The 13,990-nt window shown below is 56.1% G+C and carries 14 protein-coding genes, 1 tRNA gene and 1 rRNA gene; 8 read left to right on the forward strand and 8 right to left on the reverse strand.

Going from position 1 to position 13,990, the window contains the following annotated elements:
- The first annotated feature begins 10 nt into the window (after positions 1-10).
- Positions 11-125 (forward strand): 5S ribosomal RNA (gene rrf / locus DCS96_RS00005).
- A 34-nt stretch (positions 126-159) separates the two neighbouring features.
- A tRNA-Asp gene (locus DCS96_RS00010) sits at positions 160-236 on the forward strand.
- Between the two features lie 741 nt (positions 237-977).
- Here DCS96_RS00010 and DCS96_RS00015 read toward each other — a convergent pair.
- From DCS96_RS00015 to DCS96_RS00025, 3 genes are all read right to left on the reverse strand, one after another.
- Positions 978-2,258: a TRAP transporter large permease gene (locus tag DCS96_RS00015; protein ID WP_116472347.1), complete on the reverse strand. Its 1,281-nt coding sequence runs from the start codon at positions 2,256-2,258 to the stop codon at positions 978-980.
- Positions 2,255-2,893, reverse strand: coding sequence for a TRAP transporter small permease (locus DCS96_RS00020; protein ID WP_198649878.1), 639 nt, complete (start codon positions 2,891-2,893; stop codon positions 2,255-2,257). Before DCS96_RS00020 ends, DCS96_RS00015 begins: the two co-directional genes overlap by 4 nt.
- Positions 2,894-2,995: 102 nt before the next feature.
- On the reverse strand, positions 2,996-4,018 hold the full coding sequence (locus tag DCS96_RS00025) for a TRAP transporter substrate-binding protein (RefSeq protein WP_116474462.1): 1,023 nt from the start codon (positions 4,016-4,018) through the stop codon (positions 2,996-2,998).
- A 175-nt stretch (positions 4,019-4,193) separates the two neighbouring features.
- On the opposite strand from DCS96_RS00025, the gene DCS96_RS00030 reads away from it, so the two are divergent.
- Positions 4,194-5,114: a LysR family transcriptional regulator gene (locus DCS96_RS00030; RefSeq protein WP_198649879.1), complete on the forward strand. Its 921-nt coding sequence runs from the start codon at positions 4,194-4,196 to the stop codon at positions 5,112-5,114.
- 210 nt (positions 5,115-5,324) lie between these two features.
- Positions 5,325-6,293, forward strand: a complete 969-nt coding sequence (speB, locus tag DCS96_RS00035) for an agmatinase (RefSeq protein ID WP_116472349.1) — start codon at positions 5,325-5,327, stop codon at positions 6,291-6,293.
- 48 nt (positions 6,294-6,341) lie between these two features.
- Here the strand turns inward: speB and DCS96_RS00040 are convergent, their stop codons facing one another.
- On the reverse strand, positions 6,342-6,968 hold the full coding sequence (locus DCS96_RS00040) for a DUF2726 domain-containing protein (RefSeq protein WP_116472350.1): 627 nt from the start codon (positions 6,966-6,968) through the stop codon (positions 6,342-6,344).
- Positions 6,969-7,145: 177 nt separating this feature from the next.
- On the opposite strand from DCS96_RS00040, the gene DCS96_RS00045 reads away from it, so the two are divergent.
- From DCS96_RS00045 to rlmM, 4 genes are read left to right on the forward strand one after another with little or no spacing between them, the layout of a single operon-like run.
- Positions 7,146-8,054: a transcriptional regulator GcvA gene (locus tag DCS96_RS00045; RefSeq protein ID WP_116472351.1), complete on the forward strand. Its 909-nt coding sequence runs from the start codon at positions 7,146-7,148 to the stop codon at positions 8,052-8,054.
- Entirely contained in the window at positions 8,054-8,668 is a 615-nt protein-coding gene (locus tag DCS96_RS00050) for an alpha/beta fold hydrolase (RefSeq protein WP_116472352.1), read from the forward strand. The genes DCS96_RS00045 and DCS96_RS00050 overlap by 1 nt, the downstream gene beginning before the upstream one ends.
- Positions 8,658-9,041, forward strand: a complete 384-nt coding sequence (locus DCS96_RS00055) for a DUF423 domain-containing protein (RefSeq protein ID WP_116472353.1) — start codon at positions 8,658-8,660, stop codon at positions 9,039-9,041. Before DCS96_RS00050 ends, DCS96_RS00055 begins: the two co-directional genes overlap by 11 nt.
- Positions 9,041-10,132, forward strand: a complete 1,092-nt coding sequence (gene rlmM, locus DCS96_RS00060) for a 23S rRNA (cytidine(2498)-2'-O)-methyltransferase RlmM (RefSeq protein ID WP_116472354.1) — start codon at positions 9,041-9,043, stop codon at positions 10,130-10,132. The genes DCS96_RS00055 and rlmM overlap by 1 nt, the downstream gene beginning before the upstream one ends.
- Here the strand turns inward: rlmM and DCS96_RS00065 are convergent.
- From DCS96_RS00065 to ppnN, 4 genes are all read right to left on the reverse strand, one after another.
- Positions 10,109-10,504 (reverse strand): hypothetical protein, encoded by a 396-nt coding sequence (locus DCS96_RS00065; protein ID WP_116472355.1) that lies wholly within the window; start codon positions 10,502-10,504, stop codon positions 10,109-10,111. The two genes, rlmM and DCS96_RS00065, sit on opposite strands and share 24 nt — an antisense overlap.
- Before the next feature lie 140 nt (positions 10,505-10,644).
- The gene (locus tag DCS96_RS00070; protein WP_116472356.1) at positions 10,645-11,652 is read right to left on the reverse strand and encodes an isocitrate dehydrogenase; all 1,008 of its coding nucleotides are present in this window, start codon (positions 11,650-11,652) and stop codon (positions 10,645-10,647) included.
- Between the two features lie 97 nt (positions 11,653-11,749).
- Entirely contained in the window at positions 11,750-12,517 is a 768-nt protein-coding gene (gene xni / locus DCS96_RS00075) for a flap endonuclease Xni (protein ID WP_116472357.1), read from the reverse strand.
- 45 nt (positions 12,518-12,562) lie between these two features.
- On the reverse strand, positions 12,563-13,918 hold the full coding sequence (gene ppnN / locus DCS96_RS00080) for a nucleotide 5'-monophosphate nucleosidase PpnN (RefSeq protein WP_116472358.1): 1,356 nt from the start codon (positions 13,916-13,918) through the stop codon (positions 12,563-12,565).
- Positions 13,919-13,990 lie beyond the last annotated feature (72 nt).

Below are 13,990 nucleotides of genomic sequence, written 5' to 3' on the forward strand. Positions count from 1 at the left end.
CCAGTTTATGCCTGGCGGCGATAGCGTTGTGGTCCCACCTGATCCCATGCCGAACTCAGAAGTGAAACGCACCCGCGCCGATGATAGTGTGGCAGCTGCCATGTGAAAGTAGGTCACTGCCAGGCACCCAATTTAGTCCCCGTACTACACAGCTTTTGCGGAGCGGTAGTTCAGTTGGTTAGAATACCGGCCTGTCACGCCGGGGGTCGCGGGTTCGAGTCCCGTCCGCTCCGCCACATTTAAGAAGCCCTTAGCTAGTTGATAGCTAAGGGCTTTTTGCTTTTCTGTCGTCAGTAAAACCATCCTTCCTCATGTAAACATCCCTGTTTTAGTTACACCGCAAATTAGAGTTTTCCGCCCCGCCCGTTGATGTTTCGCCAAATACTCCCATGGCGTCAGATCCTCCAGTGAGTCGTGGGGAGGTTCATCCTTGTATTCCGTCATCCAGAATAAGGCCGATGGCATTTGAGCAGCTCACCTCCAAAGAGGAAAATATTCCGCAGTACTCAAAAGGGAAAAGCGAGGAGGGGACTGGGGCGCCCGGCACAGTCATACCAATTACATTAAAAATCTGATCAGGGGGTTAACCGGCACGCACGAGGCAAGACAGCCGCCTCCCACGACAGGCTACGAGTACATCCATGTAAAGCTCGGACATGCCATCCATGGCATGTCACGGTCGTGAGAATCGTTCTCTGTTGCCTCTTTTTGAACACAGAGCTGTCCGAAGATAGCGCCAACAGGCAACTCGGCTGCCATCAAGGAGGACAAAGGGGTCTGCGCCACCGACCATCACATGACAGGGATGTTATGTGCTGAGCATCACAAGGAAGTACTTGAGCGTGTCGGCGGAGTGGGCCCTTTGTCCGAGATGGGGATGACACTAAAAAGATCGAATGTTTAGTGCGATTGGTATCAGGGCAAGAAAGAAACGAGACCCATGCAGGGTCTCGAGGAGTGGGAGAGATACCAGGGGATTACCGGAAAGCGAGATCCCTCAGGAACAGGGCTATCTGGGGGAAGGCGATTAACAGGATAGTGACCACGAACAGGATTATCAGGAAAGCAGGCACGCCCCGGATAACGTCGATAAAGGGGCGCCGGAACACGGCCACGGCGGTAAAGATGTTGCAGCCGAAAGGCGGAGTGGCCGCGCCGATCGCCACCTGTAGAGTGATCAGCACACCGACCAGTACCGGGTCGAGTCCGGCCGCCTTGACCAGGGGCGCGAAGATGGGCACCAGGATCAGGATAACCACCACAGAATCGACGAACATGCAGCCGATGAAGAAGGCGATGTTGATTGCCACCAGGGTCATGATGGGGCCTGCCTCATTCAGACCCATCGCAGCGATGAGCTGTTGAGGAACCTGCGCGTAAGACAATACCCAGGAGAAGGCGGCGCCGGCGGCGATGAGGATGAAGACCACAGAGGTCACAGCGCCGGTCGACAGTGCGATATCGAAAATATCGCGGCTCTTGATAGAACGGAAGATGACGAGTTCAAGGAGCAGGGCATAGAGTACGCATACGGCGGCCGCCTCGGTCGGACTGAAGATGCCGCCGTAGATGCCGCCGACGACAATCGCCGGGAAGCCCAGCGGCCATACGGCGCGGCGGATGGATATCAACCGTTCCGTCCAGCTGGCCCTGGGCTCAACGGGGATCTGATGCCGCTTTGCATACCAGATGCAGTAGAGTGAGAACAGGGCAATGATCAACAGCCCCGGCCCCAGGCCGGTGATGAACAGCTCGGAGATCGAGGTGCCGGAGATAACGCCGTAGATAATCATGCCGATGGAGGGCGGGATCAGGTAGGCTAGATCGGCGGCATTGACGATCAGGCCGATCGAAAAGGAATCGTTATAGCCGGCCTTCAACATCCGGGGACGCATGGCGCCGCCGACCGCCACCACGGTTGCCTGGGTCGAACCGCATACGGCGCCGAACAGGGCGCAGGCGGCGGTGACCGAGACGGCCAGCCCGCCGCGGATGTGCCCCATAAAGCGCATCACCACATCCACCAGCCGATCGGCCGAATGGCCCCGGGTGATGATATCGGCAGCGAGGATAAACATGGGCACGGCGATCAGGGCCGAGGGTTTGACCCCGCCGATCATCTGCTGGACGACCATCTGCAGGCTCAGGTCCGGCATGTAGATAATAAAGGCCAGCATGGCTGCGGCCAACAGCGGCATCATCATCGGAAAACCGCCTAACAGCAGCAGTATCATAACCGCCAACATCATCATCGTCATAATTTACTCTCCTTGCAGCCAATCGGCGCACACGTTGCTTTTGCTGCCTGAGCTTGCCCTGTGGTTTCAACCCCATGGTCCTGTTGATACAGGTTCATCACGTCGGCAATCTCGGGATCCAGGTATTCATCCACTGTACTGAAGGAGATATAGACATCTTCATCGGACAGGTTCAGGTTCCTGAAAGCCGTTAACACATACTGGATACCGGTTACGGCGAAGCCGAGCACCACCCAGATATAGGTCAGATAAAGGGGAAATTGCAGCGCAGGGGTCACCCGTCCCCGGCTGGCGAGCTTGGCGACGTATTCGAGGGCATACCAGGCCAGGGTGAACATGGCCATGGCAGTCAGGGAAGCGATAACGATCATCAGCAGCTTCTTGTAGCGTACCGACAGCAGGTCATAGAGGGCGGACATCCGGATATGACGGCCCTTGCGGGTTACATAGCCCAGTCCCATAAAGGTGATGATGACGATCAGGAACTCGTTGAGCTCCTCGGTGAAATAGATACTTTGTGAGAACAGGTAGCGGCCAAACACATTGGCGATGGTGTTCACGGCCATGATGATGATGCCCCAGCCAAGTACGCACATCTCGGCTTTGCCGATGAACTTGTCGATTAGGGTCAACATCCTGGTTAGAGCGGAATATAAGGGCATCGGCTTGACCTCGGTCCGGATAAGCGGGGTGGAAGGCCTGCCCCCTTGCTGAACTTGGGAGCAGGTAACGGCTGGTTAAGGTTTTGCCGCTTCGACCTCGGCCAGCAGCGCATCGAGCAGCGTTTGTCCCCGCTTGCCGGTGATGTCGATATAGGCCGAGTGGGTTGCCTTGCTGCGTTCACGGAAGGCGGTGCGTTCGTCTTCGGTCAGTTCAATCATCTGGATATCGGGTCTGGCTGCCTTTATCCTGGCCAGCTTGTCTTCGTTGAACCGCTCGACCACGTTGTGCATAAAGTTCTGCATTTCGGCTGTGGTCGTGTCGATCAGCTGCTTGCGTTCGGCCGGCAGGCTGTCATACCAGTCAGTACCCGACATGACCGAGGTCACCAGCTCCTGTTCACCGGCCCAGATCATGTAATCCGTTACTTCGTAAAACTTCATTTCTTCGATGGCCGGTACCGGGTTGATCTGGCCGTCTATCTGCTTGAGCTGAAGGGCACCATAGACTTCGCCGAAGGGCAGGGGAGTCGGGCTGGCACCCAGATCATCATAGGCTTTGAGTAGGATGGGAGAGACCATAACGCGCATCTTGAAGTTGTCGAAGTCGGCGGGCGTGCGAATTTCCCGATTGGTGGTCCAGACCTGGGGGCCCTCCGAATACATGCTATGCAGCTTCAGTCCCTTGGCTTCGAAGTCCCTGCCGAGCTCACCGTAAATCACCTGGCTCGATCCCAGCAATTCAGAGACTGCGGTGGAGTTCGAGGGCAGGGTGTAGGTCAACAGAAACATCTGTGACTCGGGCACTATGGTTCCCAGGTTGCCCACCGAGACGTTGGCAAACTGCACCACGCCGTCGGCGACCTGTTCGACCAGCTCGGTGGGAGTCCCCAGGGAGCCGAGGTGATAGATCTTGATGGTGACATTGCCTTGAGTCTTATCTTCGATGCGTTGCTTGAACTCCTGGGCATAGGCATCCATGATCGAGCCGGGAATTTCCTCGATGGCAAACTTCCATTCTTCGGCCATGGCGAGGGCGGGGATCAGGGCGACAGCAGCCGAAAGCACCAGCGCTCTCAGTCGTATTTTACGTTCAGCCATGTTCAGCATCTCCTTTGATTGCCAGATTGTGAGTTGTGACAAATATGTGAATCCTTTCGTAACAACTTCAGTATTGCAAACCCATATCCATCCAAAAATATAAATTTTCATATGTATGCATTTTAAAAATTAATGTATTTTCGACTCGGGCAAGCAGTGAAATCCGGAGGCCTAGATGGCGAGTTATTCGATGAAACATATGCTGACTTTCTGCACAGTGACGGAGTATGGCGGCTTTGTCGGTGCCGAGTCGGTGCTGGGAATGAGCCAACCGGCCATCAGCACGCACATCCGGGATTTTGAGATCCGGCTTGGCTTCCAGTTGTGTCATCGTGGACGGAGTGGATTCAGCCTGACCGAGAAGGGGCAGCTTGTTTATCGCAAGTGTCGCGAGATGCTCAACAATATCTCGGACTTTGAAGCCGAGCTGGGCGAGTTGCGCGATAAGCTGACCGGGACACTGCGCCTGGGCTTGATTGACAGCACCATTACCAATCACGATTTACCCATCTCAGAGGCTGTCCATCGTTTCTACAGCAGGAAGAGCGACGTATCTCTCAAGTTGGTGGTGCTGCCTCCCGAAGAGCTGGAGCGGGAATTGCTGAATGGCAACCTGCATATTGCGCTGGGTCTGTTCCATAACCGGCACAGCGCGCTGAGCTACCGGCACCTGTGCATGGAAGCGCACGGCTTTTACTGCGGGCGACGGCATCCGTTATTCGGGCTGGCTGATGACGAGATCACCCTCGATACCCTCAGGCAATATCCGGTGTCCTCTCGCATCTACCTGCAACACGCAGAGCTGCAGGGGGTAATGAAAACCCGCGATGTTGCCATGGTATCCAATATGGAAGCCCAGGCGATCTTGATCACCAGCGGCCGCTTCCTCGGCTTCCTGCCGACCCACTACGCCCGGCCATGGGTCGAGCGTGGGGAAATGCGTGTTTTCGACCACCTCGGCCTGTCCTGGCAATCTGAATTCACCATGGCGATGCGGGCGACTCCCGCCCCCCAGGATATTGTCAGGCTCTTTGCCGAAGACATAGAAGCCAGTATCAAGGTGGCCACCATCCGGGGGGCGGGCCCGGGCAGCTGAACGCTGCTGTAGGAACATGTTTCCCACAGGATTGTTACATTTAACATTATAAAACTTAATATATACATTTTAAGTTTTATATTTTTTGATTTGTTTGCTCTTGCAATACTGGGTTTGTCATCAATGCCCAGAGCCTCTCCGGTATCCGGGCCTTTCATTAGTCAAAACACCGCTCGGCGAGGCCGTTGGTTATACAGGAGTAGACAAACCATGAGTGGAAATGCCTATGAAAATGGTCGCTTGAACCTGCCGTTTGTTGGTTTCTGCACCTTCGGGAAGAAGCCGACCTGTGAAGATTGGGACAACATCAAGGCCGATGTCGCCTTTATGGGCGCGCCCTTCGACTGCGGTACCCAGTGGCGTTCGGGAGCGCGCATGGGGCCACGTGCGGTCCGTGAAGCATCAACCTTGTTCTCCTTCGGCCACAGCGGCGCCTATTCCTATGAAGAAGATGTGATGTACCTGGATGGCGTCGATATCGTCGATATCGGCGATGCGGATATGGTGCATACCAACACCGAGAAATGTCATGCCAATATCGAGTACGGGGTACGCAAGATCCTGGCATCCGGCGCCCTGCCGGTGGTGGTCGGCGGCGATCATTCGGTAAATGCGCCTTGTATCCGTGCATTCGAAGGTCGAGGACCCATCCATATCATCCAGATCGACGCCCACCTGGATTTTGTTGATGAGCGTCATGGCGTGCGCTTCGGTCACGGCAACCCGCTGCGTCGCGCCTCGGAACAGGAGTTTGTCACCGGCATGACCCAGCTGGGGATCCGCAATGTGTCTTCGTCCAATCGGGCGGATCACAAGGCGGCAGAGGATGCCGGATCCACCATACTGTCCGTGCGCGATGTGCGCCGGCTGGGAGCCCAAGGGGTACTAAAGCTGATCCCCAAAGGGGTCAACTATTACATCACCATCGATATCGACGGTTTTGACCCTTCCATCGCCCCGGGCACCGGTACCCCGAGCCATGGCGGTTTTACTTACTATGAAGTGATGGAGATACTGCAGGGGGTGGCATTCAATGGAGAGGTAGTGGGTATCGACCTGTGCGAAGTCGCACCCGATTACGATCACACCGGCACTACCAGTGTGCTGGCGGCGCAGGTGCTGATGAACCTGATCGGCTATGTCTTCCATGGCCGAAAGTTACGTCAGCAAGATCAATAGAGAAAGGCCTGCCGGCAGGCCTGTCATTACTGGGTATTGGTTCTGGCGTTATAAACGGTGATTCTTATCCTGTTTGTCCTGCAGCTCCAGCTCGGGGGGCAGGCTGAGAGTCGGCTCGATACGGCCCTTGCCGGCATGCAAGACGGGCTCGGGGGCAGCCGGCTGCTTGAGGGCCATCTGAATTTCTTCCCGCAACTCCTCTTCCGTCGGCCAGGCCTTGGCCGACAGATGTACCAGGGGCAGGCCGGCATCGACCACCGCCTGCAGCAGGCTGTGGTGGTTGCGACGCTCGGTCTTGCTCAGGCTGTCATCAATTAGGGCAATGGCCAGCCGGACCTTGAGATCCCGGGGGGAACAGAGCACGAAGTCCAACCGTTCACCATAGATCTGATGCCAGGCCTGCTCCTGGTGCGCCTTTTTAAGCTTGGGAGACAAGGCCAGCACATCCGTTAGCCTGACTGCGGGAAATATTCTCAATTCCCGGCCGATGGCGCCCTCCAGCAATTTCAATGCCGTCGCCTCTTCCGGAGCGAACAGTGGCTTGAGGCAATAGGGTTGCCTGGGGGAGCGGCGAAACAGCCGCCGCAACAGGCCATTAGCCAGGATTAACACCAGCAGGATGACGGCGCACGCCACCAGCCAGTCAATCAGCGAGATAGGGAATAAGTCTGTCATAGGGCCCGATGTAAAGATCTGGATTGAACCCGCTCAGTGTACTTAAGAGCGATAAAGATGAACAGGTTCGCCCGGAGCGTCATCAATAATAAATAGTACAGATGTACGCCTTCACTGGCTTGTCCGGGCACGGCCCCTTATAATCGCTGTCATTAGAAAACCTTATAAGAGGTCCGGATGTCCCGGCGACTGCCCCCGTTAAATGCGCTCAAGGCGTTTGAAGCCGCGGCGCGCAATCTGAGCTTTACCCGTGCGGCCGAAGAGCTGTTTGTGACTCAGGCCGCCATCAGCCATCAGATCAAGGGTTTGGAAGAATATCTGGGCATCAAGCTGTTCCGCCGGCGTAACCGATCACTGTTGCTGAGTGAGGAAGGCCAAAGTTACTTCCTTGAAATCAAAGATATTTTCTCGGCCATCTCCGATGCCACCGAGCGCCTGTTGGCACGCAGCGCCAAGGGAGCGCTGACCGTCAGCCTGCAGCCCAGCTTTGCCATTCAGTGGCTGGTGCCGCGATTGGTCCGCTTCAGCGAGATACACCCGGAGATTGATGTGCGTATCAAGGCGGTGGATCTGGACGAAGGCTCACTGACCGATGATGTGGATATCGCCATTTATTATGGGCGAGGCAACTGGCCGGGGCTGCGTGCCGACAAACTGCATACGGAATACCTGATCCCGGTATGTTCACCCATGTTGCTGATGGGCAGCAAGCCGCTGAAAACGCCGGACGATTTAATGCGCCATACCCTGCTGCACGATACCTCCCGCCGAGACTGGAAGGCCTGGTTCAGGCAGCTGGATATCCAGGCGGCCAATGTCAACCAGGGACCTATCTTCAGTCATTCATCCATGGTGATACAGGCGGCGATTCACGGTCAGGGGGTGGCCCTGGGGCACAGCGTGCTAACCCAGCCGGAAATCGATGCGGGGCGCCTGGTGTGTCCCTTCGAGGAGGTGCTGGTCTCCAAGAATGCCTATTACCTGGTGTGTCATGAAACCCAGGCCAGTCTTGGGAAAATTGCCGCCTTCAGGGAGTGGGTGCTGGCGCTGGTCAACAAAGAAGAAAAGCAAAAGGCGCTGACCTGATGACAAAGATATTAACCAATGGGAATGCCCAGGCACCCAACCGGGTACTGCTGGCCCATGGGGCCGGTGCCGGTATGGACCACAGTGTGATGACGGCCCTGGCCGAGGGATTGGCTGATGAGCAGATTCAGGTGGTGCGCTTCGAGTTTCCCTATATGCAAAAAACCCGGTCGGATGGCCGCAAGCGACCGCCGGATCGGGAGCCTGTGCTGCTGGCGCATTGGCGAGGCCTGGCCGCCGAATTTGCCCATCCACGGCTGTTTCTGGCCGGCAAGTCGATGGGGGGGCGCATGGCGTCCCTGGTGGCCGATGAACTGGCTCCCAAGGGGTTAATCCTGCTGGGTTTTCCCTTCCATCCGCCGGGCAAGCCCGAGCGCTTCCGGGGACAGCACCTGGCGACCATGGCGACGCCAACCCTGCTGCTGCAGGGGGAGCGTGATACATTCGGCAACCGGCAGGATGTGGCCAATGTGGATCTGTCCGAGGCGGTGCAGCCCTGCTGGGTAAACGACGGTGATCATAGCTTCATGCCACGCAAGTCATCCGGTTTTACTCTGGAACAGAACCTGGAAGCCATCGTGGCCCGCATGAGGAGTTTTATTCTTGCTCAATAAGGCATGGTTTTATCTGGCCGGGTTGTTCGGGCTGACTGGTACCGCCCTGGGGGCCTACGGGGCCCATGGGCTGGCAGGCAGGGGGATCTCGGCCGCCGCAATCACGGCCTTTAATACCGGGGTGCAATACCAGTTTTATCATGCCCTGGTGCTGTTGTTTCTGGCGCTGGCATTTCGCTACAAGGCCGTTAACGGCCTGCATTGGGCCGGCAGCTTCTTTACCCTGGGCATCTTGATGTTCAGTGGCAGTATTTATGCCCTTGTGCTCCTGGGCACCAAGGGAATTGCCTGGCTCACCCCCTTGGGGGGCCTGTGTTTTATGGCCGGTTGGCTAAGCTTGCTGCTGGTCGGTCGTACTTGGTTGAGGTCTTGATGAAACAGTTATTAATCTATTGTCGTCCCGGATTTGAAAAAGAAGCGGCGGCGGAAATTCAGGATAGGGCAGCGGCCATGGGATGTCCCGGCTTTGCCCGGGCCAAGGACGACAGCGGCTATGTGGTATACGAGTGTTATCAGGATGATGACGGTGACTTGCTGGCCCGCAAGCTGCCCTATCGCGAGCTGATTTTTGCCCGCCAGATGCTGGTGGTCAGTGCCGAGCTGGGTGATTTGCCACTCGATGACAGGATCAGCCCGATCCTGGCGGCAGCAGAAGACATGCCCCTGTGCGGCGATATCCGGGTGGAAACGCCGGATACCAACGAGGGCAAGGAGTTGTCCCGATTCTGCCGCAAATTTACCGTGCCGGTGCGCCAGGCGTTGAGGGGCAAGGGGGTGTTGACCAGGACCGAGACCAAAAACAGGCCGACCCTGCATGTGTTTTTCCTGGCCAATAACAGGTTGATGCTGGGCTATTCCTATTCCTACAACCACTCGCCCTTCCACATGGGTATACCCCGTTTGCGCTTTCCTGCCGACGCGCCGAGCCGCTCCAGCCTGAAGCTGGAGGAAGCCTTCCATGTGTTTATTCCCAAGGAAGAGTGGGAAACTCGCCTGACCTCCGGCTTGCGTGCGGTGGATCTGGGGGCGGCGCCGGGGGGATGGACCTATCAACTGGTCGCCCGGGGCATGATGGTGGCGGCCGTGGACAACGGCCCCATGAGCCCGTCCCTGATGGATACCGGTCAGGTAAAACACTACCAGGAAGACGGCTTCAAGTTCCGTCCGGTGCGTAAGAATGTGTACTGGCTGGTGTGTGACATGGTGGAAAAACCCGCCCGTGTGGTGGCGCTGATGGCGGACTGGCTGGTGAACGAAGACTGTCAGGAAGCCATGTTCAATCTCAAATTGCCGATGAAAAAACGTTATGCGGAGGCGGTTTACAATTTGCAGCAGCTAAAGGAGAAACTGGAGGAAGTGGGTGGTTTTCAGGTGCAGGCCAAGCAGTTGTATCATGATCGGGAAGAAATTACCGTGCATGTATTTCAGCCCCGCAAGGTGTCAAAACTTGTACCTAAGCCCTAGCGAGGACTCATCATCGGTGACCTTGATGTCGATCTCCAGCTGATTTTGGGGGTCGACCGGCCTGATGCGTACCTTGACGCCGTCCCCTCTCAACCTTAACGATGACTTATAGCGTCGGCCTTCCACGTTGAGGTTGGGCCTGTAGTTCTTGATCGACAGGCTGACCGAGCTCTGCGGTGTCAGCTGCAGCCGGGGGAAGGCGTTGACCCGGCTTGCGCCTTCCTGATCGCCCTGCAGTTCAATATCCACCCCATAGCGTGTGGGACTCTCGCTGATCAGGTTGCGAGGATCCAGTGAAAAACGCCAATCGAAGGTTTCTGCGGGTAACGAGAGGGGGATCAATAACAAGATGAACCACAGCCGGCTGTCCATAATTGCTGCCACCATTTCCATATTAACTAGTTTAAGTTATAGCAGCTTTATGTCAGGTTTGAGAGCAGGATCACAGTCAGGGACTGGACACGAATCCCTTCCCTGACGTGATCAGCGGGCTTTAAGGCCGGCTAAGTATTTTAAAGATTATCAATAATTGCCTGAGTGAACTCGGTGGTACTGGCGTTCCCCCCTAGATCCCGCGTCACGGTTTTACCCTCGGCGATGGTTTTACGCACGGCCTCCCGGATTTGGCGTGCCTTGTCCTGCATTCCCAGGTGCTCCAGCATCTGGATGGAGGCGAGGATCACCGAACAGGGATTGGCTATATTCTGGCCGGCAATGTCCGGCGCCGAGCCATGCACTGCTTCAAATATGGCTACGTCCTTACCTATGTTGGCGCCCGGCGCCATTCCCAGGCCACCGACCAGGCCGGCACACAAATCAGACAGGATATCGCCGAACAGGTTAGTGGTGACAATAACGTCGAAGCGCTCGGGATACATCACCAGATTCATGCAGGCGGCGTCCACTATCATTTCGTTGCTTTCGATATCAGGGTAGCGTTTGGCTACCTCTCGCGCAACTTCCAGAAACAGGCCCGAGGTGGATTTGAGGATGTTGGCCTTGTGAACAGCGGTGACTTTCTTGCGGCCTTCCTGGCGGGCCAGCTCGTAGGCGGCGGTCACTATTCGCTCGGCGCCGTCACGGGTAATGATGCTCATCGCCTCGGCACTGGCATTATCGTCCGAACGTTTCTGTCCCATACCGGAATACATACCCTCGGTATTTTCCCGAATGGTGATGATGTCGATATTGCTGAAGCGGCTGCGGGTGCCTTCGAAAGAAACCACGGGGCGAATATTGGCGTAGAGGTTGAAGTGCTTGCGCAGGGAGACGTTAATGGAAGTAAAGCCGCCGCCGACAGGGGTAGTAAGGGGGCCTTTCAGGGCGATTTTATTTTTTTGTATCAGGTCCAGGGTGCTGGGGGGGAGGAGTTCACCGTGTTTGTCCAGGGCCATCAGGCCTGCGTCGGCGAGGTCGTAATCGAAGTTACAACCGGCGTGATCCAATATCTTCAGGGCGGCGTCGATAATGCTGGGGCCTATGCCGTCGCCCGGGATCACGGTAATACTGCGTTTACTCATGGGCAGCTTTCCGTTATCTGTAATTATAAAAATAGGGTCGCTAAAACAGCCCGACATTTATAGCATTTTTAAGGTTTTTTCGCCATTTATCTTTAGTCTAACGCCGGTAACGCAGATCTTTCAGGTTAAATCCCAGCTCGATGTCGTCCACCAGCCTGACCAGTTGACGGGCAAGTAAAGCCTGGGAACCGTGCTGATGAACGGTTTTTTCATCCCGAGTTTCAGCCGGGGCCATCAGCAATTGATCCAGGCTGCCATGTTGTTGCAACAGACTTTTGGCTCGTTTTGGGCCTATTCCGGGGACGCCCTTGATACCGCTGCCGGACACACCGGTCAGCGCCCAGTAATCGACCAGCTGCCCAACGGCCAGGCCATATTGTTGCTGGACATGTGCAGAATCCAGCCAGCGCTGGTTAAAGTGATCCCATAGCCGTACCCAGGGATTGAGCAGCTGGCAGAATCCCTTATCGGTAGAGATTATGGTCACCTGACGTCGATGGGCGGCGAGGGTATTGGCCAGGGTGGCAATCAGGTCATCGGCTTCGTCTGTATCTGATAGCAGGGCATCTATGCCCAACTGCCAGAGTGATTGCTGCAACTCGTCCATATGTGCTGCCAGCGGACCTGGCATAGGGGGCCGGCCGGCCTTGTAGTCGGGAAAAAGCCGGTGGCGGAACCCCTCGGGCGCCCCGTCAAAGACCGCCACCACATGGCTGGGCGTAAACTGGCCAAGCAGTTTACGGGCAACCTGCTCCACGGTGGCCCGGGTTGCCGCCAGCTGGCTGGCTTCATCCTGATGTTGAGTCGTTTGTACCGCATAGATGCGGCGGATAAGGTTGAGGGCGTCGATAATCAGTAGTTGCATGATGTCAAAGCCGGGGAAGCTTCCTTCTCCGGCCATCGCCTCTGGTCAGCGGTTGATACGGTAGCAGGGCACATACTGGGCACCCGGCAGCTTCATGCGTTGTTGATCCACAAATTGCTGCAGCAGCTTGTCCATCATTTTCATCAGCTTGGGGGCGCCGTTGATCAAGAAGGGACCTTTTTTCTCGATGGCACGGATGCCGCCTTCCTTGACGTTGCCGGCAACAATACCGGAAAACGCCCGCCTCAGGTTGGCCGCCAGCTGTTGCTGGGGCTGCTCCCAGTGCAGGTTGAGGTTGGCCATGTTTTCATGGTCGGGTACAAAGGGCAGTTGAAACTCGGGCTCTATCTTCAATGACCAGTTAAAGGAATAGGCATCACCCACCGACTTGCGATAGTCGCGCACCAGGGGCATGGCATTTTTCATCTGCCGGGCGACCTCGGCCGGATCACCTATGATGATTTGATACAGGCTCTGGGCCTCGGGGCCCAGGGTGTTGCCGATGAAGTCGTCCACGCTTTTAAAATAGCTGGCACTTTCCTGGGGCCCGGTCAGTATGATGGGAATGGGTTGGTGCCGGTTTTCCGGGTGCATCATAATGCCCAGGATATACAGGATCTCCTCCGCCGTACCCACACCGCCGGGGAATACGATAATGCCGTGGGCCATGCGAACGAAGCCCTCCAGCCGTTTTTCTATATCCGGCAGGATCACCAGTTCATTGACGATGGGATTCGGCGGCTCGGCGGCGATAATCGACGGTTCTGTCAGCCCTATATAGCGACTGCCGCTCACCCTCTGCTTGGCATGACCCACAGCGGCCCCTTTCATCGGTCCTTCCATCGCGCCCGGACCACAGCCGGTACAGATATTCAGCTCGCGCAGGCCCAGCTCGTTGCCTACCTCGCGGGTATACTGGTACTCGGCGGCATTGATGGAGTGTCCACCCCAGCAAACCACCAGGTTGGGGTCAATCCCGGGGTGAACGGTTCCGGCATTGCGCAGGATGGAAAACACCAGATCGGTAATATGCAGCGACTGGGTCAGGTTCAGTTGCTTGGTGACTTGCAGGTGGCTGTGCACATAGATGATATCGCGCAATACGGAAAACAAATGATCCTGGATACCACGGATGATTTCCCCGTCCACAAAGGCGTGCTCGGGTGGATTGAACAGTTCCAGCTTGACCCCGCGTTCCCGACGGATCACATTGACATCAAAGGATTTATAACGCTCGAGGATCTCTTTTGAGCTGTCGGTTTTACTGCCCGAGTTGAGCACCGCCAAGGCACAATTACGAAACAGTTGGTAAAGATCCCCGGAAGCCGACTGTTTAAGGCGATCAACTTCAATTTGCGACAGCAGGTTCATGCTGCCGACCGGATTAATATGGGTGATCATGGATACTCCGTGAGTAATATTGTTATTTTTCTGCAGCGGACAGCCGAGAATGCGTCTCGGTCGAGCTAACTG

The sequence above is a fragment of the Zobellella maritima genome (genome assembly GCF_003075035.1).
Taxonomy (GTDB): Bacteria; Pseudomonadota; Gammaproteobacteria; order Enterobacterales; family Aeromonadaceae; genus Oceanimonas; species Oceanimonas maritima.

Bases quoted from the DNA above. Each gene is read 5' to 3' on its own strand.
- DCS96_RS00015 (WP_116472347.1), bottom strand. From the start codon at position 2,258: ATGACGATGATGATGTTGGCGGTTATGATACTGCTGCTGTTAGGCGGT.
- DCS96_RS00020 (WP_198649878.1), bottom strand. From the start codon at position 2,893: ATGTTGACCCTAATCGACAAGTTCATCGGCAAAGCCGAGATGTGCGTA.
- DCS96_RS00025 (WP_116474462.1), bottom strand. From the start codon at position 4,018: ATGGCTGAACGTAAAATACGACTGAGAGCGCTGGTGCTTTCGGCTGCT.
- DCS96_RS00030 (WP_198649879.1), top strand. From the start codon at position 4,194: ATGGCGAGTTATTCGATGAAACATATGCTGACTTTCTGCACAGTGACG.
- speB (WP_116472349.1), top strand. From the start codon at position 5,325: ATGAGTGGAAATGCCTATGAAAATGGTCGCTTGAACCTGCCGTTTGTT.
- DCS96_RS00040 (WP_116472350.1), bottom strand. From the start codon at position 6,968: ATGACAGACTTATTCCCTATCTCGCTGATTGACTGGCTGGTGGCGTGC.
- DCS96_RS00045 (WP_116472351.1), top strand. From the start codon at position 7,146: ATGTCCCGGCGACTGCCCCCGTTAAATGCGCTCAAGGCGTTTGAAGCC.
- DCS96_RS00050 (WP_116472352.1), top strand. From the start codon at position 8,054: ATGACAAAGATATTAACCAATGGGAATGCCCAGGCACCCAACCGGGTA.
- rlmM (WP_116472354.1), top strand. From the start codon at position 9,041: ATGAAACAGTTATTAATCTATTGTCGTCCCGGATTTGAAAAAGAAGCG.
- DCS96_RS00065 (WP_116472355.1), bottom strand. From the start codon at position 10,504: ATGGACAGCCGGCTGTGGTTCATCTTGTTATTGATCCCCCTCTCGTTA.
- DCS96_RS00070 (WP_116472356.1), bottom strand. From the start codon at position 11,652: ATGAGTAAACGCAGTATTACCGTGATCCCGGGCGACGGCATAGGCCCC.
- xni (WP_116472357.1), bottom strand. From the start codon at position 12,517: ATGCAACTACTGATTATCGACGCCCTCAACCTTATCCGCCGCATCTAT.
- ppnN (WP_116472358.1), bottom strand. From the start codon at position 13,918: ATGATCACCCATATTAATCCGGTCGGCAGCATGAACCTGCTGTCGCAA.